The organism is Sorangium aterium (assembly GCF_028368935.1).
Lineage (GTDB): Bacteria > Myxococcota_A > Polyangia > Polyangiales > Polyangiaceae > Sorangium > Sorangium atrum.
Map to the genome: position 1 here is coordinate 215,001 of NZ_JAQNDK010000006.1, position 23,496 is coordinate 238,496.

Sequence of the window (23,496 nt, forward strand, 5' to 3'; positions counted from 1 at the left end):
GAACCTCTACGGATCAGGGATCCTCCGCGCCTACCGCGGCCGGCCGACCATCGATCTCCTCGACTGGCTCGACTTCTTCTGGCCGCTCTTCAGCGTCATCGCGCTCGACGTGCTCGTGGGCCTCGGCGCGCGGCAGGCGGGCGCCGGCGCGCCGGCAGGTGAGGGGCGGAGGAGCGGCCCCCGGGCCTTCTGGGCGGCGTCCTCGGCGTTCGACAAAGGGGTCCTCGCCGCGACGCTCCTGTGCCTCGCCTACTCGTGGTTGTTCGTCGTGCCGATCATGGGGTTCTCGCAGAGGTTCTATTTCGCGCCGCTGCCAGGCCTCATCTACCTCGCTGGCCGGAGCGCTGCCCGGCTCGCGCAGACGCTTGCCGACTCGGTCGGCCAGCACGCGCCGGCCGCCCTGCCCCTGGCCGGCGTCGCTGCGGCGGCGATCCTCTGGCTCCAGCTGTCCACGCCGCTCGCCACGGCAGGGAAGGACCTCGCCGGCGCCATCGCGGCGAACCGGCTCGGGCATTTCAACATCGTCAAGCACGGCAACACCTCGGGACCGCAGAAATACTGGTTCGCGATCGATCGCGTCTCGAAGCTCCCGGACGACCTCGTCATTGCCACGACCGAGGTCGGGATGCTCGGCGCGATGAACCTCGAGAAGACGATCATCGACATGGCCGGCCTCAACGACACGCGCTTCGCGCTGGAGCCGTTCTCCGCGGACAGGTTCTTCGAGGCCTACAAGCCCGATCTCATCTACATGCCGCACCCTCACTACGTGCAGATGACCGAGGATCTGACGGCCCACCGCGAGATGTCCCGTTATATCGTCTACTCGAAGTCCAAGCTCGGGACATCCCAGTTCGGCATCGCCGTCCGGCGCGACAGCCCGTACTTCGAGCGGTTGCAGCAGATCGTGAAAGAGAAGATGGGCTCGAAATGACGCCCTACGGCGCGCCGTCAGCGGCAGCCCGCCCGATGGCCGGCGACCGTGCGCGGCGCCGGCTCTCTCCAGCGTGGCGCGTGGCGATCGACGCTCTTCCAGCGATCCGGGTCGTCTGATACCATCGCTCCCGACCGCGGCGCCTGCCGCACTGGAGCATGACGTGAACTGCCCGAAATGCACCGCCTCGATGGATGTCGTCACCTTCGGCGGGATCGATGTCGACCGGTGTACTGCGTGCGGCGGGATCTGGTTCGATAGCCGGGAGAAAGAGTCCCTCAAGGCCATGGCGGGCTCCCAGCAGATCGACACCGGCGACCCGTCGGTCGGGCGGAAGAACAACCAGATCCGGCGGGTGCCGTGCCCCCGCTGCACGACGCCGATGGTGCGCATGGTCGACCCGGAGCAGTCGCACATCTGGTACGAGAACTGCAGCGTCTGCGGCGGCGTCTACTTCGATGCCGGCGAGTTCCGCGATTACAAGGAGCACACGCTGAGCGACTTCTTTCGGGACCTGTTCGCGCGCCCGCGCAGCTGACGGCGTGCCGCGCCCGGAGCCGCGGACACGGGCTCTCCTCTGCCGTGCAGCTCAGCCTCGAGGAGCCCGCCCGGCGGCCCCCGGCGCGCTCTCGATCAGGGGGCCTCGCGGCCGGACTCCTCGGCGCTTGAGCCCTCGCGGGCCTCGGGGAACGTCGCCAGGAGCTCGCCGGCGCGGAAGACCCACAGGGTGCCGGGCGTCGCCTTGCGCCAGAGCTCGTCGCGCGTGAGCGGCTCGGTGGCCACGACCGCCATGCGCGCGTCGGGGCCCACGCCGTGGAGATCGTTGAAATTCACCTTGAGATCCGCGTCCACGAGCGTGGCCTCGCCGAACGGGGCCTGGCGCAGGATGCAGGAGAGGTGGTCGCCGCAGCGGGCGAAGAGGTGCTCGCCGTCCGCGAACAGGAAGTTGAAGACGCCATCTGCGCCGAGCTCGTTCCCGAGCTCGTAAAGCGTGCGCCCGAGCTCCCGCCCGTCGGCCGGGTAGCTCGCGCCGTACGCGCTCCGGATCGCCTCGAGGAGGACGCAGAAGGCGTGCTCGCTGTCGGTGTCGCCGACAGGCGTCTCGACGTGGAGCTTCCGATCCCTGACCGTGGGCAAGGTGCCGTTGTGCGCGAACACGACGTGCCGGCGGTGGAGGACCCTCATGAAAGGGTGCGTGTTCTTCAGCGCCGCTCCCCCGCGCGTCATCTTGCGCACGTGCGCGATGGCGAGGGCCGTGTGGATCGGGTTCTCGCGGATGAACCGCGCGAGCGGGCTCGAGAAGGCCGGGTGAGGCTCGAGGAACGTCCGCGCGAACAGCCCATCGTACAGCGAGACACCCCAGCCGTCCGCGTGTGGCCCCGTCTGCCCGCCGCGGAGCGCGAGCCCCGTGAACGAGAACACGATGTCCGTCGGCACGTTCGACACCATACCAAGGAGCTCACACATCGCGGGCACCCTCCCGTGGCGCGCGCGCGCCATCGACGATCACGAGCCCCGTGACCCCGCCTCCGGCGGAGACGTTGCTGACCTCCGAGGCGGAGAGCCGCACCATGGCGCCCTCCATGCGCGAGATGAAGGTGGGGAGCGGGCCCTCCGCGCCGCGGGCGAAGACGAAGGGGCAAAGGTCGAAATAGACCTGCTCTTCCTCCACGGCGCCGCCGCGGAACGTCGGCATGCGCGCCGTGCGCGGGCGGCGCCGCTCCTGCGCGATCCAGGGCTGATCCGCGGCGGCCCGGACTGCCTCCCTCCACGCCGCCGGCGTCGCCGTCCACCCGAGCAGCACGCCTCTGCCGCCGTACTCGTCGTTGGGCTTCAGCACGAAGCTCTCCTGCTCTCCGAGGAGGAGCTCGACGAGATCCACCTCACGGCCCCGCCACGCGGCGCGGCTGGCGGTCACCCTGCGCGTCCAGGGGATGTGCTCCGCGATGGCCGCGCGTTGCTCGGGCGAGAACATGCCCGAGAACATGGGGTTGCTCAGCACGGCGAACGCCGCCTTCTTGTTGAGGGGCCTGATCCGGAACGAGTTCGCCACGTACGCGGCGCGGTCGCGGTAGGCGCGGATGAGGGGGTGATCGATGCCGCGCCGCTCGATGAGCTCCTGCGTAATCACGCGCCGGTAGACGAGATCGATCCGCTCCCCGCGCGCTTCGAGGCGGCGGCCGTCGTACGTGAGCTCGTCCGGATCGACGATCCTTGTCCGGTGCCCCTCGGCCGAGAACAGGTCGGCGAGCACCCTGAGCTCGGCCGAGGTGTCGACCGCGGCCCAGTCGACGATGGCTATCGCGGGCCGCGCCTCGCGCCCGCCCCACGCGGCGTAGCCCTCGCGCAGGGCGCCGAGGAGCGCCCGGTGCGGCGCCGGCGTGCGCAGGCCATGCCCGTCCCGGAGCGGCGCGAGGTGGGGGAGCGCCATCAGCGTCCGCTCGACGAGGAGCTGGTCGGTGAGGCCTGCGGGGGAGTCGGCGTTGTACTCGATGAAGGAGAAGCCGCCGTCGGTGATCAGCATGTCGAGGCGCCCGACCGTGTGGAGCGGCCCCGCGCCCGGCACGATGGCCGCGAGGGCGCGCTCGTCCGCGGAGAGCCCGATCTCCTCGGCCAGGAAGTCGTCCCAGATCGCGCGCTGCGCGACCCTCTCCAGCGCGGAGGCGATCTGCTCGGCCGCGCGGGCGATCGCGGCGAGGTCGTGCTCGGCGATGAGGTAGGGCCGCAGGTGGCGGCACAGCGGGCGCGCGCCGTGGACCAGCCCGAGCCTCCGCTGGGCATCGAGGAACGCCTCGAACCGCGCCGCATCCATCGCCCCCGGCGCGGCGAGCCGGGCGTCGAGCTGCTCGGCGAGGGATCTCGTGGCGTCCTGGCTCATGGCGACCTCATGTCGCGCCCGCGCGCGGGGTCCCCCAGGCGTGCACGGGCGCGCCGGAGTCGACCTCGGCCATGTACCGCTCCAGCATCTTCCTCAGCGCCTCCTCGCGCGACGCGGAGCCCATCTCCAGCGCCGAGAGCGCGCGGAGCTGCCATGTGGCGCCCGTGATGCCTTTGGCGACCCGCGCCTCGAAGAGCCCGAGATAATGGCGGGCCTCGTCCCCGTCGACCCCCGCGGTCACGAGTCCCTCCTCGACCCGCGGCAAGAGCGAGAGGAGGAGATCGCGCGCCCGGACGCACCTCGGCGCGGCCCCCGGTACGGCCGGCCAGATGAGCTCGGCGTCGAGGCCGTAGTGCGCCGCATGGTAAAAGTTCCTCACGGCGAGCTCGAACGGGAACGACGGCAGGAGCTCTCCGATGGAGGGCGCGAGGGCGAGGATGCCCCCGAGCAGGAAGCTCCCGTTCGCGAGCATGTCATCGAGCGTGGGCCCGGACGGCAAGGCGCGCAGCTCGATCCGCAGGTGGCCGTCGCCGTCCGGATCGTACACCGGTCGATTCCAGTTCCAGACCGTGCCGTGGTGCAGGCGGAGCTCGTGGAGCTGCGGAATCCCCCCGTCCCGCGCGCAGCCCACGACGTCCTCGTCGCCGCACACGGGGAGGATGGGCTCGTGCAGCGCGACGCTCTCCATGAAGAGCTCCGCCGCGCCGTCGCGCACCCAGCCGGTCCCGAAGCCGATGCGGGCCGGCATCTTCCAGTCCGCGCCGGGCGCCGGCGGGCGATCGTCGCCGGCCTGCTTGAACACCGCCACGCGCGTCTCGTGCCACAGCCGGTGGCCGAGGAAGGTGGGCGAGTTGCACGCGGCCGCGAGCGCGGGCGCGGTCATCATCATGGCGGCGTTGAACAGCCGCGCGAAGGCGTCGGGCGTGGCCCGGAGGTGGATCTGAAAGGCGGTGTTCGCCGCCTCCATCGCGGGGTCGTCCGACGTGAGCTCGAGCGGCTCGGCGCCGTCGATCCGGATATGGAAGGGCGCCTTGCGCAGCCGGCTGAGCCCCGCGGCGAGCGCGCGATACCGGGGCAGGTTGGTGATGGTCGCAGGGCTGAAGTCGCGCCGCTGGAAGGTCGGCAGGATGCTGACCGGGACCACGCGCGCGCCCCGCGCGGCCGCGCGCTCGCGGATCGCCTCGACGGTCGCGCGCATCTGCTCGCGGAGCGCCGAGAGCGGCCTGCCGGCGAGCGGCACCGGCTGCGTGCTGAGCTCGATGTCGAACGCGCCCATCTCCGGCGTGATCATCGGGCTCGCCGCGGCGCGCGCGATCTCCGCCCCGATCGGCACGGGGCGCGCCTCGCGATCGACGAGGAACATCTCGAGCTCGGTGCCGATCGTCGCTTCCCCGTGGCCGAACCCCGGCCGCGCGAGCACCATCTCCAGCGCCGCGAGGTTCTGCTGGAGCCGGGTCTTGAAGAGCCGATAATCCACGGTCTTGAAATGGTCTTGCTGGATCTCGATGCCCAAGGGACCTCCCCTGCGATCCCGGCGAGGGCCCGTCCGCCAGCACGGCGAGCGCCGTGGGCTTCAGGAGAGCTCGCAGCCGGGAGCGCGATGTTCCCGCGCCCTACGCGCCGCGCAATGCAAGCGCAGGGCCACGGACGGCGGTCTCGGCATGAAGGAAGGCGGAGACGGCCGCCCGCCGGCGTCGAGCTCGATCGGTGTGGCGTCGATGCAGCCTGTGGCAAAACGCGCCGTGGGCGCTGTGCGAGGGGGTTCCCTGCGTTTCGCGCAGGTGTCGGGCAGGTTTCACCCTGGGCGCCGGCTCATCGGTCGACGTGCGGGACGCGCTCGACCACGCATGCGCCCGCCTTGCAGCGGGCGACCGAGTCTTCCTTCGGCGCCATGCACTTGGCGACCGGGCAGCTCGCGGCGGCGCAGCTCGCGGCGCGCCACTTCTGGAGCTCCGCGAGCGCATCGCGGTGGAACGCCTGGTTGCACGGCGGGCACAGCTGGTCGCAGCACTGCCCGGCCTGCGCGCAGGACACCACGCAGTCGGCGTCGGCCTCGCACCGAGCCTCGGACGCCGCGGCGCGCGGTTCGCCGGCCGCCGGCGGGGGCTCCGCCGCCGGCGAGGTCTCGGCCGCCGGCGGGGCCTGCGACGCGGGTGAGGCCTCGGCCCCCGACGGGGCCTGGGCCCCCGACGGGGCCTGCGGCGCGGGTTCCTTGGTACAGCCGGCGAGACAGGCGAGGCCGGCGAGGCCGGCGAGCACGAGCGAGCGAGAGGGCAGCGAGATCTTCATGCCGGCCATGATGGCACGGAGCGAGCCCGCGGCGCGCGGGGCGATGGCCGATCCAATCGTTCTTTTGCGACTTTGCGGCTTTGCGACTTTGTGTTGAAATCTCTCTCCGGATCCCTGGCCGGACCCCTGCTAGCAGTTAGTAGAATGAGAGCGGCTGCCCCGTGGCCTCCACGACGGCCATCCACAGGTCGTCCGTCGGGTTCACCTGCTTGCGCATGCGGACGGCCAGGGGCATCGGCACGTGCACGAAGCGGCCGTGCCACCGGCCGATCAGCATCTCGGTGTTGCCCGCCATGGCCGCGTGGACCGCGTTCCGGGCCATGTTCCAGCAATACACGCTGTCCGACGGGGACGCGGGGACGCTGCGGATATGATAGCTCGGGTCCAGGTACTTCAGCGTCGCCTCGACGCCGCGCGCCCGGAAGTGGGCGTTGATGCGGTCGCGCAGGAAGAGGCCGATGTCCTTCAGCTTGAGGTTGCCGCTGAGGTCCGTCGCCATGGGCTCCGCGCTGGAGGTGCAGTGTTCTTGCATGGCGCCCTCGGCGACGACGATCACGGCGTTGCCGTGGCGGGCGAGCCGGCGCTCGAGGTGCGCGAGCAGCCCGCAGGGGCCGTCGAGCTCCGCGTGGACCTCGGGGATGAGGACCACGTCCACGTCCGCCGACGCGAGCGCCGCCGCGCACGCAATGAAGCCCGAGTGCCGGCCCATCAGCTTGACGAGGCCGATGCCGTTCTTCGCCCCCGAGGCCTCCACGTGCGCGCTGCGGATGACGTCCACGGCGGCGGCGAAGGCGCTCTCGAAGCCGAAGCTGCGGTCGATGAACTTGATGTCGTTGTCGATGGTCTTCGGCACGCCGACGACCCCGATCGACAGGCGGCGCTCCTCGATGGCCCGGACGAGCGACATCGCGCCGCGGATGGTGCCGTCGCCGCCGACGACGAAGAGGACGTTGATGCCGAGGGCCTCGAGGGTGTCCACCATCTGGTGCGGGTCCTGGTTGCCGCGGGAGGTGCCGAGCACGGTGCCGCCCATGCGGTGGATCTCCTCGACGCTCCGGGGATCCAGGCGCATCGGGGCGTGCCCGAAGCGGGCGACGAGCCCCTCGTAGCCGTAGCGGAAGCCGAAGATCTCCGGCACGCCATAGCTCTGCGCCATCGTGAGCACGAGGCCGCGGATGACGTTGTTGACGCCGGGGCAGAGCCCGCCGCACGTCACGATGCCGGCGCGCACCTCCTTCGGATCCCAGAAGACGCGGTTGCGCGGCCCGGCCAGCTCGAACGCAGGCGGCCGCTCGCCGGAGGCGTCCGCGAGGACGGCGGACAGGCGATCGTTGAACAGCACCTTGTCGGCCTCGCCGACGTACACCGTGGCCTTCTCGCCGAGCTTCTCGGCGACGGGCGAGGGGTGCCGGCAAGGGCCGAGATCCTTGATGGCGAGGTCGGCAGGGGTCACCACGCGCAATGCCTCCAGGTGGGGAGAACAGCGCCCCTCCGGCGAGCACCGCCGCGGGGACGCTTCCATCGTCCGACGGCGCCTGTTTCGACCGCTTTTCAGGAGCGATAAGCTATCGTAACGCCGCGCGGTTCCGTTCCCACGCAAGGCGCCACGAGGGGCAGCGCGTTATGCGCAGCTCCCGTTCCTCGTGAACCAGGCCGCTAGCATGTCGAGAAAGACGCGGGTCTTCGGGACGAGCGTGCCGCCGGGCGGGAAGACGGCGTGGACGTCGAACCCCTGAGGCGTCCACTCCTTCAGGACCTGGACGAGCCGCTTCTTCGAGAGGAACGGGCGGACGAAGTAGAGGGGCGCTCGAACGATGCCGGCGCCGGCCGCGGCGGCCTGCGCGGCCAGCTCGAAGCTGCCGACGGAGAGGCGCGGGCGCACGGCGATGGATCGCGTCCTCGAGCCAGCGACGAAGGGCCAATCTTTGGGCCCCTCCTCGCGCGCGACGACGATCGTCTCGTGGTGGCCGAGCTCCTCGGGGCGCGCCGGGACGCCGCGGCGGTCGAGGTAGCGGGGGCTCGCGTAATAGCCGCCCGTCGCCGTGCCGAGCCGCCGGGCGACCAGCGAGGAGTCGTCGAGCGGGCCGACGCGGATGGCGAGATCGAAGCCCTCTCGCGCCAGATCGACCCTCCGCGCCGAGGTGTCCAGCTCGACGACGACATCGGGGTAACGGGCCAGGTACGGCGTGATGACGCTCTCCAGCAGCGCCCCCGCGAGCGCGGACGACGTCGTGATCCGCAGCAGCCCGCTCGGCTTCGACCTGGCCAGCGCGACCACGGCCTCGGCGTCGCGCGCGGCGGCGAGCGACCTTCGCGCGTGCTCGAAGTACGCGCGCCCTTCGTCGGTCAGGCGCAGGGAGCGCGTCGTCCGGACGAGGAGCGAGACGCCGAGCCGCTGCTCGAGCTCCTGCACCCGCGCGCTGAGCGTCGCCTTGCGCGCCCGCATCGCGCGGGCAGCCGCGGTGAATCCATTGGCCTCGACGACGGCGACGAAGGCGGCGAGCTCCTCGAGCGAGCGGCCGGATTGGTACTCCACGCGTTCCAGTCTGGCGCCGATGTGGCCTATTGTCAAAAAGGCTGCCTGCCCGCATCGTGAGGTTGCACGGGCGCTCGGGCGCCGCGTGACGCTGCGAGGCGCGCCTCGAGCGCGCCGAGACTAGCTATCAGGAAGGAACCACCCATGATTCTCGTGACGGGAGCCGGAGGGACTGTCGGAGGCGCCCTCCTCGATGAGCTGAAGTCGATGGGCGTGAAGCCCCGCGTCGCCCACCGCTCCAGCGACAAGGCCGAGAGGGCGAAGGCCGCGGGGCACGACGCCGTCCTCCTCGACTTCGCGAAGCCGGAGACGCTGCGGCCGGCGCTCGATGGTGTCGATGCCGTGTTTCTGCTGGGGTCCGGCGGCGCCGGGCAGATCGAAGCGGAGATCCGGGTCGTCGAAGAGGCCAGGGTCGCCGGGGTGAAGAGGCTCGTGAAGCTGTCGGTCTGGGGCGCCGCGGGCGAGGCGTACTCGTTCGCGAAGATCCATCGCCCGATCGAGCGCGCGGTGGAGGCGTCGGGTCTCGCCTGGACGTTCCTCAGGCCGAACGGCTTCATGCAGAATTTCGTGACCTACATGGCGGATTCGATCAGGGCGCAGGGCGCCTTCTACCTGCCCGCGGCGGACGCGAAGATCAGCCATATCGACGTGCGCGACATCGCGCGGGTCGCGGCGCTGGCGCTGACGACCTCGGGCCATGAAGGCAAGGCATACGAGCTCTCGGGTCCGCGGGCGTTCTCTTACAGCGAGGCGGCGGACATCCTCTCTCGCGTGCTCGGCAAGGAGGTGCATTATGTGGCGGTGTCCGACGAGGCGGCGAAGGCCGGTATGGTCGCCGGCGGTATTCCCGATCTCTATGCCGATGCGATGATCGACCTCAACCGGCTCTACCGGAGCGGCGCCGGCGCCGGCGTGACCTCGGCGGTGAAGGACGTCACCGGGCGCGAGCCGATCGACTTCGAGCGGTTCGCCGTGGATCACGCGGCGGCGCTCCGCTGAGGTGGCGCGCTTCGAGCGTCCGGTGCTCTGGATCTAGAATTCAGCCATCAGCCCTATCGACGGGTAGACGATGAAGCTGTCGAGATCGAGCGCGACCGTCCGCTGACCGAGCACCGTGAGCTCACCGCTCGAGAAGATCTCCGCCATCGTCAGCTCGAAGCCGAAGAATACGTGTTTATAGCCGAGCGCGACGCCGGCCTGGCCGCCCACGTAGAAGCCGGTGCCGGAGAACGACGCGAGCTCCCGCTCGCCCGGATAGCCGGTGAAGGCGGGCAGGTCCAGGACGAGCGACGTGCCGAAGGTCGTGAACATCAGGCGCGGGCCGCCCCAGACCCGGTACCATGTGCCCGCCTTCCCGATCTGGATGGGCAGGTCGACCTGCCATCGCGTGAAGTCCTCCAGCTCGACGATGCCAAGGATGCTCCCGACAGGGAACTCCATCACGTAGCGCCCGATGCCTGCGCCGGCCGTCAGATCGACGCCGTGCTCGTCGCTCTTCAGGAGCTGGTAGCGGGTGCCCAGGCGGAACGCGCTGCCAGTATACCGGAGGTTGAGCTCCCAGCGGTCGAGCGCGGTGTAGCCGATGCCGATGTGCGGCGTGACCGAGGGCGGGTTCAACGCGAGCGCGCCGCCCGCCTCGAAGAGCGCCTGCCGCTCGGCCTCGGACAGCTCCCGTGACTCCGCGACGTCCGCCAGCACGACGCCGGCGTCCACCATCGACGCGAGCGCGCCGGTCGGGATCGAGACGTCGAGCCCGAGCTCGGCCTGGACATGGCCTTTCTTGGCCACATGGGCAGGCTGGAACGTGGAGAGCGCCGGCGCGCAGCCGCAGGTCCACAGGGCGAGCACGGCGAGGGTGCGAGGAAGCATCGGCCGATCACGGTATCATGACCGTTCTCTCGAGGCGCGCGTCGACGAGGGCGCGCCGTCCCGTTGCCGTCGGCGTCGGCCTGACGCACGTGAAGGTAGCGACACCCGACTGAGCCTCGCGTCCGGGCCCTCGATCCCGAGGTGTCCGCTGTCCGGCTTACCGGTCGTCGCGCGGCATGCCGGCTCTCGCAGGCGTCCAGGCGGGTGGGTCGCTCGCAGGAAAGGATTGCTGACAGGCCTCTTCCACGACGTCAGCCACGGGCACGGCCGGCGCGACCCGCGCCGCAGCTCGCCTCGCGCGCTGCTCCTTGGCCGGGCGCGCTTCGTCGCCTGGCTCTCCCGAGCCACTCCAGGTCGTCCGCGCCTGCGCGTGCCCCATGGTGCCTCCTCCGCCCACGGACATTGCGCCTCGCTGCCGCGGTGGCAAGCTCCCGCACCGCGCTGTCGATCTCGGACGACCGGGCAGGCTGCTGCTGCCGGAGCGCAGCGCTCGAGCCGACATGACGGCGTGGCGATCGAGCGGAGGCGCTCGCGGGAGGAGCCCACGATGGACAAGGCGAACCAACCGTTCCGAGTCGGGATTTCAGGGTCCTACGGCGGCATGAACCTCGGCGACGAGGCCATCCTCGATGGCATCGTCACGCAGCTCCGGGCGTCGATACCAGCGGAGATCACCGTGTTCTCGCTGTGCCCGGAGGACACGAAGGCGCGCCACCAGGTCGAGCGCGTCGTCCCGGTCCGTGAGCTCACACGAATGGAATCGACCGCCGAGATCGAGCGCCTCGATCTCTTCGTCCTCGGCGGGGGAGGCATCCTGTACGATCGGGACGCGCCGGTCTATCTGAGAGAGGCGCTCATCGCGGAGGAGCGCGGCGTCCCCGTCGTGATCTACGCCGTGAGCGCCGGGCCGCTGTCGGACCCGAGCGCGAAGCAAGCCGTGCGGGCGGCGCTGAACGCCGCGGACATCGTCACCGTGCGAGACAAGCAGGGGCGTCGCCTCCTCGAGGAGGTGGGGGTGAACCGCGAGATCCGCCTCACGGCCGATCCGGCCCTGCTGCTGCGCGAGGAGGCGCTGCCGATCGAGGCCATCCGGGCCGAGGGGGTCGAGTTCGAGCGGCACCTCGTCGGCTTCTCCGTCAGGGAGCCGGGCCCGGCGGCGCCCGACATCGACCCTGACGAGTACTATGGCCTGCTCGCCAACGCCGCCGACTTCGTCGTCGAGCGCCTCGACGCGGACGTCGTGTTCGTGTCCATGGAACGGACGGACGTGCAGCACAGCCACGCGGTCGTCGCCCACATGAAGAACGCCGAGCGGGCAGAGGTCTTGAGGCGCCGGTACACGCCGCAGCAGATCCTCAGCCTCGTCGGGCACCTCGAGTTCGTGGTGGGCATGCGCCTCCACTTCCTGATCTTCTCGGCGCTCCGCGAGACCCCGTTCGTGGCGCTGCCCTACGCGTCCAAGGTCGCGGGGTTCATCGAGGACCTCGAGATGGAGACCCCGCCCCTCGGGAGCATCAGCTCCGGGCAGCTCATCGCCAGGCTCGATCGCTCGTGGGACACGCGTCACGAGATCCGCGCGAAGATCCGCCGGCTGCTCCCTGGCCTGAAGGCCAGGGCGAGGGAGACCAACCAGCTTGTCACCGAGCTCCTCGCGCGGCGAGCTCCGGCGGCGCAGCCCGTGCGGAAGAGCGCGTGAGCGCGGGGAGCTGGCGATGGACGTGATCCGGACCGACGTCGCCGTCATCGGCGGAGAGCTCGGCGGCTGCGCGGCTGCGCTCGCGGCGGCGCGGACGGGCCGCCGCGTCGTCCTGACGGAGGCGACTCACTGGCTCGGGGGCCAGCTGACGAACCAGGCGGTCCCTCCGGACGAGCACCCGTGGATCGAGGACATCGGGGCGACCCGGAGCTACCGCGCGCTGCGCCAGGGGATCCGCGAGTATTACCGCAGGCATCTGCCGCTCACCGCGTCGGCCAGGGCGCTCCGCGAGCTCAACCCCGGCAACGGCTGGGTCAGCCGCCTTTGCCACGATCCGCGGGTCGCGGTGGCGGTCCTGCACGAGATGACCGCGCCGTATCGGCTCAACGGGCGCCTCCTCGCGCTCCCTGCTCACCGGCCCATCTCGGCGTCGACGCACGGCGATCGGGTGACCGGCGTCGTGGTCCGAGGGCTCGAATCGGGGCGCGATGTCCTCCTCGTGGCCGACCTCTTCATCGATGCCACGCCTCATGGCGAGCTCCTCTCGCTCGCGGGCGTGGAGCACGCGCTCGGGGCGGAGTCGCGCGCGGAGACCGGAGAGCCGCACGCCCCCGACCGCGCCGATCCGGGGGCCCAGCAGGCGATCACCGTGTGCTTTGCGATCGAGCACCACCCGGGAGAGGACCATACCATCGACAGGCCCTCTCAGTACGAGCGCTGGCGCTCCCTCGAGCCGCCCGGCTGGCCGGGACGGCTGCTGGACTGGACGGCGGTTCGACCCGATACACTCGAGCCGCTGACTCGAGGTCTGTTCGCCGCGGAAGACCGGCATCCCTGGTGGAGCTTCCGGCGGATCCTCGACAGGACGGTCTTCGAAGCGGGGTTCGCGCCGAGCGACATCACCATCGTGAACTGGCCGCAGAACGACTATTGGTTCGGGCCCGTCTGCGGCGTCGACGAGGCGGAGGCCGCGCGGCACCTGGACGCGGCGCGGCAGCTCAGCCTGAGCCTTCTGTACTGGATGCAGACCGAGGCGCTTCGTCCAGACGGCGGGGTCGGTTATCCAGGCTTGCGCCTCCGCGGGGACGTGGTCGGCGGCACGGTCGACGGCCTCGCGCCGGCGCCCTACATCCGCGAGTCCCGCCGGATCCGGGCCGAGCTCACGGTGCTTGAGCAGCACATCGCGTATCCGCTCCGGCCCGACGGCCCTGCGACGTTCGAGGACAGCGTCGGGATCGGGTGTTATCGCATCGATCTGCACCCGCGCGTCGGGGGCGCCGGGTACCTCGATCTCGGCTGCTGGCCGTTCCAGATACCGCTGGGGTCGCTCATCCCGGTGCGGGTGGAGAACCTGTTGCCGGGCGGGAAGAACCTCGGCGTCACGCATATCACGAACGGCGCCTACCGGGTCCACCCCGTGGAGTGGAGCGTCGGCGAGGCGGCGGGGCTGCTCGCGACGTTCTGCCTGGAGCGCGGCGTGCTGCCGCGGCAGGTGCGCGCCCGGCGCTCGCTCCGGGAAGAGCTCCAGGCGCTCCTGGTCCGCGAGGGCATCGAGCTGGCCTGGCCGGCGCTGAGGCCGGTATGAGCCAGCGCCGCGCCACGGCGTGTGTCGGCGAAACGACCGCGCACCGCGCTACGACGAACGGGGGAGCTTGACGCGGAACGCGGTGCCCTCCTCCAGCGTGCTCGTGACCTGGATGGAGCCTCGGTGCGCGTCGACGATCGATTTGACGATGAAGAGCCCGAGCCGTGGTGGTGTGCTCGTGCTGTGCGCGTCCCCGAGCCAGTTGCTCCAAGGCAGGAAGATTTCAGGCAAGTAGCCAGAGGGCGCTGCGTCGGTCCTGCCCGCGCGCGCCGCCCTGGCACGCGCCGCGCGCTTGCCCGATACTCCGCGCATGCGCCCCGGGGACCTGCTCGCAGGTCGCTTCGAGCTCGATCGCGTCGCAGGATCCGGGGGAATGGGCGCGGTCTATCGGGCCATCGACCGCGAGACCGGGGAGCCGGTCGCCGTCAAGGTGGGGCTGCACGCGGAGCACGCGGAAGGCGAGCAGACCGAGCGGTTCCGCCGGGAGGCGCGGGTCCTCGCGGGGCTCCACCACCCCGCCATCGCGCGGCACGTCGCCCACGGCGTCACCGCCGAGGGCCGGCAGTACCTGGCCATGGAGTGGCTCGACGGCGAGGATCTCGCGGCGCGCCTCCGGCGGGGGCCGCTGGGCCTCGACGAGAGCCTCGCGCTCGCCGCGCGCGCCGCCGAGGCGCTCGGCGCCGTGCACCTGCGCGGGGTGGTCCACCGTGACATCAAGCCGGCGAACCTCTTCCTGCCGGGTGGGGACGTCGCGGCGGTGAAGATCCTCGACTTCGGGATCGCGCGGGCCTCCGACGTCACTTACACGCTGACCAACCCCGACGCTCCCGTCGGGACCCCCGCCTACATGGCACCGGAGCAGGTCCGCGGCGAGCCCGACATCGACGCGCGCGCCGACCTGTACGCGCTCGGGTGCGTGCTGTTCGAGTGCCTCACCGGGCGGCCGCCGTTCGTGGGGTCGCACGTCGTCGCGCTGCTCACCAAGGTGCTCTTCGCGCAGGCGCCCCGCCTCCGCGAGCTGTGGCCCGGCGCGCCTCCGGCGCTCGACACGCTGCTCTCGCGCCTCCTGGGCAAGGATCGGCAGCTGCGGCCCGGGGACGCGCTCACGATCGCGGCAGAGCTGCGCTCACCGGAGATCCGGGAGGCGAGCGCGGCGCCCCTGGCGCCGTCGGTCGGGCTGACCACGGCCGAGCGGCGGCTGGTCACCGTGGTGCTGGCGACGCGCCAGCCCGAGCCGGCGCGGCCTCCACAGCCGGCGCAGGCCGTGGCCAGCGACGAGAGCACGGCACCCGCGCGCGGCCTGACCCATCAGCGCCGCTGGCCGCTCGCCCTTCTCCGAGAGATCCGGAGGACCGCCGACCTGCACGGCGCGCGCGTGGAGCTGCTCCAGGACGGATCGATCGCGGCCCTGCTCACGGGGGCCGAGGCGCCCACGGATCTCGCGGCGAGCGCGGCCCGGTGCGCCCTCTCGCTCAAGGCGCTGCTGCAGGCCTCCGACGTGGCGCTCGCCACGGGCTGGGAGGTCGTGGACGGGACCCAGCCGCTCGGGACCGTGATCGACCGCGCCGTCGCGAACCTCACGGCCGCGGAGCGGGGCGCGGAGGAGGCGCTCCGGCCGATCGCGATCGACGCGATGACCGCGTCCCTCCTCGGCCCGCGCTTCGAGGTGGCGCACGGCGAGCGCGGGGCGGCGCTGCTCGGCGAGCAGGAGCCGCTGGAGGAGGCGCGCGCGCTGCTCGGCAAGCCGACGCCGTTCGTGGGGCGGAGCAGCGAGCTGCGCTGGCTCGAGCTCCTCTTCGACCAGTGCGCCTCGGAGCCGTGCGCCCAGGCGGCGCTCGTGATCGGCGCGGCCGGCGTGGGCAAATCGCGGCTCCGCATCGAGCTCGCGCGCAGGATGCGCGGCCGCGAGGCGCCGCCCCAGATCTGGACGGCGCAGGGCGACGCGGTGCGGGCCGGGGCGCCGCTCGGGCTGCTCGCCCAGGTGGTGCGGCGCGCGGCCCAGATCGCGGAGGGCGAGCCCCGGGAGCGCGGCCGGGAGAAGCTCGCCGCGCGCGTCGCGCGATCCGTGGACGCCGCGGAGCAGGCGCGGGTGACGGAGTTTCTTGGCGAGGTGATCGGCGCGCCGTTCCCGGACGCGGATCGGCGCGAGCTGCGCGCCGCGCGGCAGAACCCGATGCTCATGGCCGACCAGGTGCGGCGCGCCTGGCTCACCTTCCTGGAGGCGGAGTGCCGCGCCGGGCCGGTGCTCCTGGTGCTCGAGGACCTGCACTGGGGCGACCTGCCGACGGTGCAGCTCGTGGACGCGGCGCTCGGGCAGCTCCGGTCGAGCCCGCTCCTGGTGCTGGGGCTCGGGCGGCCCGACGTGGACGAGGTGTTCCCGGGGCTGTGGGCCGAGCGGGGCGCGACCGCGATGCGGCTCGGGGCGCTGCCGGCCCTCGCCTGCGAGCGGCTGGTGCGCGCGGCGCTCGGGGAGCAGGCGCCCGCGGCGCAGGTGGAGAGGCTCGTCCGGCGCGCGGCGGGGCACCCGTTCCTGCTGGAGGAGATGCTGCGCGTGGCGGCCGAGGGCGCCGAGGGCGCCGAGGGCCGCGACGCGGGCGAGGCGCCCGAGACCGCGCTCGCCATGGTGCAGGCGCGCCTCGAGGGGCTCGATCTGGAGGCGCGCCGGGCGCTGCGCGCCGGGAGCCTGCTGGGCGAGGTGTTCTGGTGGGGCGCGATCGCCCGGCTGCTCGGGGTGGACCGGGACGACGCCGCGCTCGCGGGCCGCCTCCTCGCGCTGGAGCAGCAGGAGTGGATCGCGCGGCGGCCTGCGTCCCGGTTCCCGGGCGAGGTGGAGTACGCGTTCCGGCACGGGCTCGTGCGCGACGCGGCGTACATGATGCTCACCGAGGCGGATCAGCGGCTCGGGCACAGGCTCGCCTCCGAGTGGCTGGAGCACGCCGGGGAGCGGGACGCGCTGGTCCTGGCCGGGCACTGCGAGCGCGGCGGCGAGCCCGAGCGGGCCGTGCGGTGGCTCTGCGCCGCGGCGGAGGAGGCGCTCCGCGGCAACGACCTCGCGGCCGCGCTCGCGCGCGCGGAGCGGGGCGTGGCCTCCGGCGCGAGCGGGCGGGATCTCGGCGCGCTGCGCCTGGTCCAGGCCGAGGCGCACCTGTGGCGCGGCGAGCTGTCGTCCACCGAGGCGCGCGCGACGGAGGCGATCGCGCTGCTCGATCCGGGGTCGGGCGCATGGTACCGCGCGCTCACCGCGGCCCTGCTCGGCGCCAGCAAGCAGGGCGCCGTCGATCGCGCCGGGGCGTGGGCCGAGAGGCTCGCGGCGACGGCGCCCGCCGAGGAGGCGCTGAGCGTGGTGGTGCTCTGCCTCTCCGGGTGCGCGGCGGAGCTCATGCTCGCCAACCAGCACGCGACCGCCGACGCGCTGCTCGAGCAGTGCCTGCGCCTCGCGGGCGATCCTCCGACGGTCGACGACGAGGCGCTCGGCGGGCTGCACCAGGCCGTCGGGTTTCGCGCCGCGCTCGCGGGTGACCACGCCGCCGCGGTGGACGCCCTGGAGGTGGCGGTCGGGGCGTTCGGGCGCGCCGGCGACCGCCGGCAGGCCTGCTCTGTCCAGCTGAACATGGGCTTCATCCTCACGGAGCTCGGCGCGCTCGAGCGCGCCGAGCAGCTGCTGCGCGCGGCCGTCGCCCAGGCGACACAGATGGATCTGCACGAGGTGCTCCCGACCGCGCGGCAGAACCTCGGGAACGTCCTCCTCCAGGCGGGCCAGATCGACGAGGCCCGCGCGCTCCTCGAGCAGGCCATCGACGCGTCGCGCCGGCAGGGCAACCGGCGCATGGAGGGGCTCTCGCGCGCGTACCTCGCCCGGGCGGCGCTCCTCTCGGGCGACCGCGAGGCCGCCGCGCGCGAGGCCGGCGCGGCGGCGGCGCTGCTCGACGTGGCGCCGCTCCTGCGCGCGGTGGCGCTGGCCCTCCTCGCGCGCGCCCGGATGGGAGGGGAGCCCGAGGGGGCGGCCGAGGCGCTCCTCGACGCGCAGGAGGCGTTCCGCCTCATCGAGGACGCGGGGATGGCCGAGGAGGGAGAGTCGCTGATCCGCCTGACCTACGCCGAGGCCCTGCGCGCCGCCGGCGAGCGCGAGCGCGCCGCGAAGATGATCGAGGCGGCGCGCTCGCGGCTCCTCGAGCGCGCCGCGAAGATCGGCAGGCCGGCGTTGCGGCAGAGCTTCCTGGAGAGCATCCCCGAGAACGCCCGCGCGCTCGCGCTCGCCGACGCGTGGGCTCTGGAGCGCCAGGGGGCTGTCGCCTGAGCGCCGCGTCACCCAGGTGCCCTGTGGATCCGCCTCGCTCGAGCGGATCACACCTACCCGCCGCGGGTGTGCATCTCCAGGTGCGCGTCGCGCTTCAGCTGGATGGCCGGGAGCAGCGCGCCGCGTGATCGGTCGGCGAGGCGGGCCTCGGCGCCGCGGTCGGAGCGAGCGCCCCACACGCGGGCGACGATGGCCTTCATCTCCTCCAGCGAAGCGCCCTGCCGGAGCGGCTCGCGCAGGTTGGTGCCGCGCGGGGCGTAGAGGCACAGATACCACATCCCGTCGGCCGTCAGCCGGCAGCGATTGCAAGCGCTGCAGAACGGCTGTGTCGTCGAGGAGATGATGCCGAACGTCGTCCCGCCGGGGAGCGCATACTGGGCGGCCGGCGCCGTGCCCTCGCCCGAGATCGCCTCCACCCGGCCGTAGCGGCGCGAGAGCGATCTGAGGATCTCGGCGCGCGAGACGACCTTGTCGTGCGACCACTGGGTCGCGCCCCCGACGTCCATGTACTCGATGAAGCGGACCTCGGCGGGGATGGTCTTGCCGAGCTCGATGAGATCCGCGAGCTCGTCGTCGTTCACGCCGCGGATCACCACGGCGTCGATCTTGGTGTCGGTGAACCCGGCGGCGGGCACGGAGCGCAGGCCCTCGAGGACCTGGGCGTGGGTCGTGCGGCGGGTGAGCGCCTTGAAGCGCTCGGGGCGCAGGGTGTCGAGGCTGACGGTGAGGCGGCGCAGGCCGGCCGCCCGGAGCCCGTGGACGTGCTCGGCGAGGAGCACGCCGTTCGTGGTCATCGCGATGTCTCGTATCCTGGGCTTGTCGGCGATGAACCGCACGAGCGTCCTCAGATCGCGGCGCAGCAGCGGCTCGCCGCCCGTCAGGCGCACCTTGGCGGCGCCCAGCTCCGCGAAGACGTCGACGAGGAAGCTGATCTCCTCGAACCGGAGGATGTCATCGTGGGGGAGCCAGGCGTACTGTTCCTCCGGCATGCAATAGGAGCAGCGGAGGTTGCACCGATCCGTGACCGAGATTCGCAGATCGCCGATCGGCCGGCCGTGCACGTCGACCGTCGACGTCTGGCCCTCCGATCGCCGGGCACCGGCGGCACCTGGGAGCGGCATTGTCGCGAGCATGCCACCTTCCTCCTGCGTCCACCTGGCCGATTTCACACATCGATGGCAGCGCCGAGCATGCAACGCTGATGGTGTTCCAGGCGCGGCCCCGCAAGGGAGGGCGGCCGCGTTTCCAGCTCGCGGAAGGCGAGACTCGATGGAAATCAGTCTCCTCCTGATCATGTTCGACTCGACGGCACTGCGATCCACTCGGCCCCCGACGTCGGCTGGTCGCTCGCGATGACCTCCGCAGAGCTCAGCCGCTCCGCGTTCGAGCTCGAGCGTGTGCGATGCCTCAGCGGAGCGGGGATGATCGATCGGGCGTCGCGGCGTCGAGCTTCATGGGATGGTACGTTTCAGCCATGGGAAACACCGTCAACTTGCTCGCCTTCGGAGGCGCGCGCGACATCGTCGGGGCCTCGGAGGTACGCTTCGAGCTGAGCGGCCCCTGCACGGTGGAGGAGTTCATGGGCGAGGTGTGCCGGCGCTATCCGGCGCTCACGCCGCATCGGCGCTCGATCCGCCTTGCTGTCAATGGGACCTACGCCCATGCGGACGAGAAGATCCGCTGCGGTGACGATGTCGCGCTGATCCCGCCGGTCGCCGGCGGCTAGGTCGGCTCACGGCGGCGCGGCGCGGAAGCGCAGCGGGAGCCGCGTCAGCCGTGCTGCTCGCCAGCGCCCGGCTGTTGACGACGGGCAGGACCGATGCCGTCGCCGCGGCTCGTGTGCGCGCTCGCCGGAGGGAGCTGGGTCGCGGCGGGAGGTGGCGCCGCCGCTCACTTCACGCAGGTGCGCTTGTCCTGGAAATCACAGCTCGGCACGCCGGCATTCACCACCGTCTGGGTGAAGCCAGGGTAACAGATCGGGTCGCACGTCGCGTAAGCCCCGCTCGGGTACGGCACCGCGCCGCACGAGATCCGATCGTAGATCCCGGCGCAGTAGCTCGGCCCGCTCTGCGAGCTGCTCACGTACCAGCCGGGCGGACAGGCGACGGAGGCGTCGCAATGCGCGAAGGACGCCCGCGTGGCCCAGGGGATGAGCTCGCAGCGGTACGCCTCGCCGTTCGCGCAGCCGAGCGCGCTGCCCTGGCTCAGCGACACGGAGTGCGTGTATTCGCCGCTGGCGCACGCCGCGCACTGCCACCCGGTCAGCGCTTGCGCCCCCGCCGCGCTCGGCTCGGCCAGCGCTGCGTCCTCCCCCTCGGCCGTGCCGAGGCAGCCGGCGGCTCCCGTCAGGGCCACGACCAGCCCGAGCCCAGACACCCCCATCGTCCACCGCAAGAAGCTCTCCATGCTCGTCCTCCGATGCGATCCCGCGCCACCAACGACGTGATCCATGGAGAGGACACCGCAAGAGCGTAAGGGACGCAAGGGAAAGCGATATCCACCTGCTGGAGGCGAGCTGGGGAGCTTGCGAGATTTCGCCGCGCGTGGTCCTTCGGCGACATCTTCCCTGACGTAGCGGGCGCCGGGGGGCGTCGTTCATGGCTTCTCTCCCGAGACGAAGCCGCTCGCCGTTACAGGCGTCGCGCTCCCGAGGTTGAGCGTGCACAACTGGCCAGTGAGTGAATAGGAATAGCTTGAGCAGCTGGGGGCGTGTTCGCAATACAAGGCACACTTGCGGCTCTGATCGACCGACGGAGCGACAGTGAAGCTGCTTGACACGAGTCGGACGCCCACATTGCGGGTCATTCCTCCGGTATAGCTGATCTTGTTGAGGACCCAGTTCAGCCGGTACGTGATGCTCGTGTACTTCGTCTTCCACGTACCCCACTCGTCGACGCTCGAGGCTGCCACGCCGTGAACGACGTATCGGCCCGGCGTGCTCGCCCAGACCAGGAAGGGGCCTCCGGAGTCGCCATGGCTGGCGTTCGGCCAATCTGTCAAAAGGCGCCCGTCATTGACCAAGAAGTGCCCGTCATTCACGTTACTCGAATACGTGGCCTCAGAGAGCTTCCGCATATCCCAGTCGTCGTCGTTCGGCTGATTGTCGTGATATCCGATGCCGACCATGTAACCGGAAACATCATTGCCGGGGTAGCCCAGGGGGAGCAACGCCGGGCGCGTATAGCTCGGGATATCCGAGTCGAGCGTGAGTACCGCGATGTCGGCGAACTTGCCGTTGGTGTCCCGGCGGCCGTCATCCGAATGCGAGCCCAGCTCGACCCCGCTCGGTGCCACGGTCGCGACCACCGTGGCGAAGTCCCCCGTTGGCAGCGGACCGTCATAGAACGTCACCGTGGTGTCGCCCGCTGGCGGAACGCAGTGCGACGCCGACAGCACGTGCCGAGGGCCGACGATGACCCCCGTGCAGTCATCTACCCAGTCGATTCCGGGGGGGAACCACGATGGGTGCGTCTGAGTTGAGACTCGAACCGTCGATTTTGCCAGGGGGCTTTTGTCGGCAACGGGGGATTCGCCGTTCGTAAGTGCTCCAGCGTGCTCGTTCGTCAGCTCGGCGCCGAGGTGCGTGTCGGGGCCATTGGGGGCATCGAGGACGCATCCGGCGATGGAATAGGAGGCGGCGACAATGATCACTGCGAGTGATTTGTTCATGATGGCTCTCCGTCTTACGCATCGTGCTTCGGCAACAACCATGCCGGCGCGGGGCGACCGGTGATTGTCGCGTCGATCCACGTCGATTTCCGGGAAAATGTGGTCCTGGGGACGAGGGCGTGTGCGTCCGTCAAGCGTTGGATGGAGGCGACGGCCTCCAGCTGGTGGCTCCACCCATCAGCACAGTGGATATCCGTTCACGGGTCGGATCGGCAAGCGCATCAATTCGCGCGCTTGCAAGCCCGAGCGGGCCTGTGAGAACACGCTGGGTGGCCCTGCCCGATGCCGTGGACCGCGCGGACCAGCCTCAGCGCGAGCTGGCGTGGCGCCGCACCGCGCTTCTCGGCGCGCCCATGATCGACCTCGGCTCGACGCCGGCTGCCTGGCTCACGTGAGCACGGCCTGTCCGGTCAGGGGTTGGGTCGCTTCGGCCCCTGGAAGCAAACCACCCTGTCGGTCGCGACGCCATCGCCGTCCGCCGGGTGGCTGCAGGCGACGAGCTCGTCGTGCCCGCACCCGCGCACCTGGAACACGTCGAGATCGTCGAGCGTCTCCCTCGTCTCCGCGTCCTGCTCGGCGCGGTCTGCGTGCCACTTGGCGAGCCGTCCCGGGTCGTTCTTCACCTCGGCCGGCGGGGCCTCCCGCGGCGCGTCGCCGAGCACGACCGTGCTCCACTTGACGTCGTCACGCTCGCGCACCTCGACCCTGTCCTCCGGGCAGCTATACCTCTCCGCGAAGTCTTCGCGGGCGCCTGTCTTGAGGCGCTTGCAGCCGGCGCTGGAGAGCACGACCAAGACGGTCCAGAGGCAGATCGAGAGCACCGCTCGCATTGTCAAATGCTACACGCGCCAGTCTGCCGGCGGCAACTCGATCCACCAGCATGACAGGTGCTCCATCGGCCCCCGGCTGCGAAGAAGACGCTGTTCAACCACTCTCCATCGAGCAGGGGAGGTTCGCGAGCATACCGAGCTCGAGTTTCCGGCGACCGCTCGTCATCGCGCGGTGCTTCTGGCGGGACTGTTCCGCGGGGGCGAACCGGTGCGATCCGTCGCCCGCCCCGACTGAACGTCGAGCCCGCCGCTCGCGTCGACTCGCTGCCGAAGCCTTGCCGCTCGCCGGCTCCCGCAGGCTCTGCAGGCGCTCGTCCGGAGGCGTCGTGTCGAAAGGATGCGCTCCCGATGGCGCCTGGCTGTCCGGAGCGCTTGCGCGATCGCTGGTAGCCAGCGGCAGTCCTGGCCGACCGGCATTGCTTTGAGGCATCATTCTCGTCCAGCAAGGCTTCCGAGGCACTCTGCGGACCGTCCAGCGCCACGTGACCTCGTGGAGGCGGGTCGACGATCCGCACGAGCCAGCTGGCCGCGCGCCCTCGCGCGCCACGACTTCGACAGAGATGCGCGCTCCATCGCCCCGAAACCTGCGCTGGTGGCTGCTGACGACTGCCGCCGCGCCGAACTCCGACCCGGCGAAGCCCGCGTTCGAGCTGAACCCCGACCAACGTCGCTACATCTACCACCTGCTCGAAGACTGCCCCACGATCGCTGCCGGACAACGCCTTGCGCAGAAATTCACCCAGCTGGTCCGCGCCCGCGATACCGCTGCGCTGGTGCCCTGGCTGGAGCAAGCCAAGGCGAGTTCGCTGGTCGAGTTTCGCGACTTCGCCGCGGGGCTCTGCCGCGACGAGCGCGCAGTCAGGGCCGCGCTCACCGAGAGGTGGAGCAACGGACAAACCGAGGGACAGGTGAC

The 23,496-nt window shown here is 71.4% G+C and carries 20 protein-coding genes and 1 pseudogene (1 of these 21 cut by a window edge); 9 read left to right on the top strand and 12 right to left on the bottom strand.

Annotated features, from left to right (window positions below):
• Positions 1-934, top strand: partial view of a hypothetical protein gene (locus POL72_RS44875; protein ID WP_272103055.1) — the 3' portion only. The gene continues 866 nt to the left of window position 1, outside the view; only the last 934 of its 1,800 coding nucleotides appear in the window; its start codon lies off the left edge, out of view; it ends in the stop codon at positions 932-934.
• Between the two features lie 163 nt (positions 935-1,097).
• Entirely contained in the window at positions 1,098-1,472 is a 375-nt protein-coding gene (locus tag POL72_RS44880; RefSeq protein ID WP_272103056.1) for a TFIIB-type zinc ribbon-containing protein, read from the top strand.
• Between the two features lie 95 nt (positions 1,473-1,567).
• Here POL72_RS44880 and POL72_RS44885 read toward each other — a convergent pair whose 3' ends face one another.
• The 6 genes from POL72_RS44885 to POL72_RS44910 form a co-directional block, all read right to left on the bottom strand.
• Positions 1,568-2,371: a class II glutamine amidotransferase gene (locus POL72_RS44885; protein WP_272103057.1), complete on the bottom strand. Its 804-nt coding sequence runs from the start codon at positions 2,369-2,371 to the stop codon at positions 1,568-1,570.
• Between the two features lie 22 nt (positions 2,372-2,393).
• On the bottom strand, positions 2,394-3,812 hold the full coding sequence (locus POL72_RS44890) for a hypothetical protein (RefSeq protein ID WP_272103058.1): 1,419 nt from the start codon (positions 3,810-3,812) through the stop codon (positions 2,394-2,396).
• Positions 3,813-3,819: 7 nt separating this feature from the next.
• Positions 3,820-5,325 carry a glutamate-cysteine ligase family protein gene (locus POL72_RS44895; protein ID WP_272103059.1) on the bottom strand — a complete coding sequence of 502 codons (1,506 nt, stop codon included), beginning with the start codon at positions 5,323-5,325 and terminating at the stop codon, positions 3,820-3,822.
• A gap of 299 nt (positions 5,326-5,624) precedes the next feature.
• A complete protein-coding gene (locus POL72_RS44900; protein WP_272103060.1) occupies positions 5,625-6,101 on the bottom strand; it encodes a hypothetical protein in 477 nt (158 codons plus the stop codon).
• 136 nt (positions 6,102-6,237) lie between these two features.
• Positions 6,238-7,557, bottom strand: coding sequence for an ATP-dependent 6-phosphofructokinase (locus POL72_RS44905; protein ID WP_272103061.1), 1,320 nt, complete (start codon positions 7,555-7,557; stop codon positions 6,238-6,240).
• 165 nt (positions 7,558-7,722) lie between these two features.
• Positions 7,723-8,637, bottom strand: coding sequence for a LysR family transcriptional regulator (locus POL72_RS44910; protein WP_272103062.1), 915 nt, complete (start codon positions 8,635-8,637; stop codon positions 7,723-7,725).
• Between the two features lie 144 nt (positions 8,638-8,781).
• On the opposite strand from POL72_RS44910, the gene POL72_RS44915 reads away from it, so the two are divergent.
• On the top strand, positions 8,782-9,636 hold the full coding sequence (locus POL72_RS44915) for an SDR family oxidoreductase (RefSeq protein ID WP_272103063.1): 855 nt from the start codon (positions 8,782-8,784) through the stop codon (positions 9,634-9,636).
• Between the two features lie 33 nt (positions 9,637-9,669).
• On the opposite strand, the gene POL72_RS44920 is transcribed toward POL72_RS44915, so the two are convergent.
• Positions 9,670-10,506, bottom strand: a complete 837-nt coding sequence (locus POL72_RS44920) for a hypothetical protein (protein WP_272103064.1) — start codon at positions 10,504-10,506, stop codon at positions 9,670-9,672.
• A gap of 547 nt (positions 10,507-11,053) precedes the next feature.
• Here POL72_RS44920 and POL72_RS44925 point away from each other — a divergent pair.
• Complete coding sequence (locus POL72_RS44925; RefSeq protein ID WP_272103065.1) at positions 11,054-12,202, top strand: polysaccharide pyruvyl transferase family protein; 1,149 nt, start codon at positions 11,054-11,056, stop codon at positions 12,200-12,202.
• 16 nt (positions 12,203-12,218) lie between these two features.
• Positions 12,219-13,787 carry an FAD-dependent oxidoreductase gene (locus POL72_RS44930; RefSeq protein WP_272103066.1) on the top strand — a complete coding sequence of 523 codons (1,569 nt, stop codon included), beginning with the start codon at positions 12,219-12,221 and terminating at the stop codon, positions 13,785-13,787.
• 48 nt (positions 13,788-13,835) lie between these two features.
• Here the strand turns inward: POL72_RS44930 and POL72_RS44935 are convergent, their stop codons facing one another.
• Positions 13,836-14,099 (bottom strand): ATP-binding protein, encoded by a 264-nt coding sequence (locus POL72_RS44935; protein WP_272103067.1) that lies wholly within the window; start codon positions 14,097-14,099, stop codon positions 13,836-13,838.
• On the opposite strand from POL72_RS44935, the gene POL72_RS44940 reads away from it, so the two are divergent.
• Positions 14,098-18,084, top strand: coding sequence for a protein kinase domain-containing protein (locus POL72_RS44940; protein ID WP_272103068.1), 3,987 nt, complete (start codon positions 14,098-14,100; stop codon positions 18,082-18,084). The genes POL72_RS44935 and POL72_RS44940 overlap by 2 nt on opposite strands.
• Positions 18,085-18,137: 53 nt before the next feature.
• Here POL72_RS44940 and moaA read toward each other — a convergent pair whose 3' ends face one another.
• Positions 18,138-19,217 carry a GTP 3',8-cyclase MoaA gene (gene moaA, locus POL72_RS44945; protein WP_272103069.1) on the bottom strand — a complete coding sequence of 360 codons (1,080 nt, stop codon included), beginning with the start codon at positions 19,215-19,217 and terminating at the stop codon, positions 18,138-18,140.
• Positions 19,218-19,558: 341 nt separating this feature from the next.
• Here moaA and POL72_RS44950 point away from each other — a divergent pair, with 341 nt between their 5' ends.
• Entirely contained in the window at positions 19,559-19,810 is a 252-nt protein-coding gene (locus POL72_RS44950; protein WP_272103070.1) for a MoaD/ThiS family protein, read from the top strand.
• 164 nt (positions 19,811-19,974) lie between these two features.
• Here the strand turns inward: POL72_RS44950 and POL72_RS44955 are convergent, their stop codons facing one another.
• Positions 19,975-20,490, bottom strand: a complete 516-nt coding sequence (locus tag POL72_RS44955) for a hypothetical protein (protein WP_272103071.1) — start codon at positions 20,488-20,490, stop codon at positions 19,975-19,977.
• A 189-nt stretch (positions 20,491-20,679) separates the two neighbouring features.
• Positions 20,680-21,753 carry a trypsin-like serine protease gene (locus POL72_RS44960; protein ID WP_272103072.1) on the bottom strand — a complete coding sequence of 358 codons (1,074 nt, stop codon included), beginning with the start codon at positions 21,751-21,753 and terminating at the stop codon, positions 20,680-20,682.
• A gap of 269 nt (positions 21,754-22,022) precedes the next feature.
• Here POL72_RS44960 and POL72_RS44965 point away from each other — a divergent pair, with 269 nt between their 5' ends.
• Positions 22,023-22,148: a hypothetical protein gene (locus POL72_RS44965; protein WP_272103073.1), complete on the top strand. Its 126-nt coding sequence runs from the start codon at positions 22,023-22,025 to the stop codon at positions 22,146-22,148.
• 15 nt (positions 22,149-22,163) lie between these two features.
• Here POL72_RS44965 and POL72_RS44970 read toward each other — a convergent pair whose 3' ends face one another.
• Positions 22,164-22,583, bottom strand: coding sequence for a hypothetical protein (locus tag POL72_RS44970; RefSeq protein ID WP_272103074.1), 420 nt, complete (start codon positions 22,581-22,583; stop codon positions 22,164-22,166).
• 560 nt (positions 22,584-23,143) lie between these two features.
• On the opposite strand from POL72_RS44970, the pseudogene POL72_RS52075 reads away from it, so the two are divergent.
• A pseudogene (locus POL72_RS52075) lies at positions 23,144-23,479 on the top strand (hypothetical protein); the annotation flags it as partial.
• Positions 23,480-23,496 lie beyond the last annotated feature (17 nt).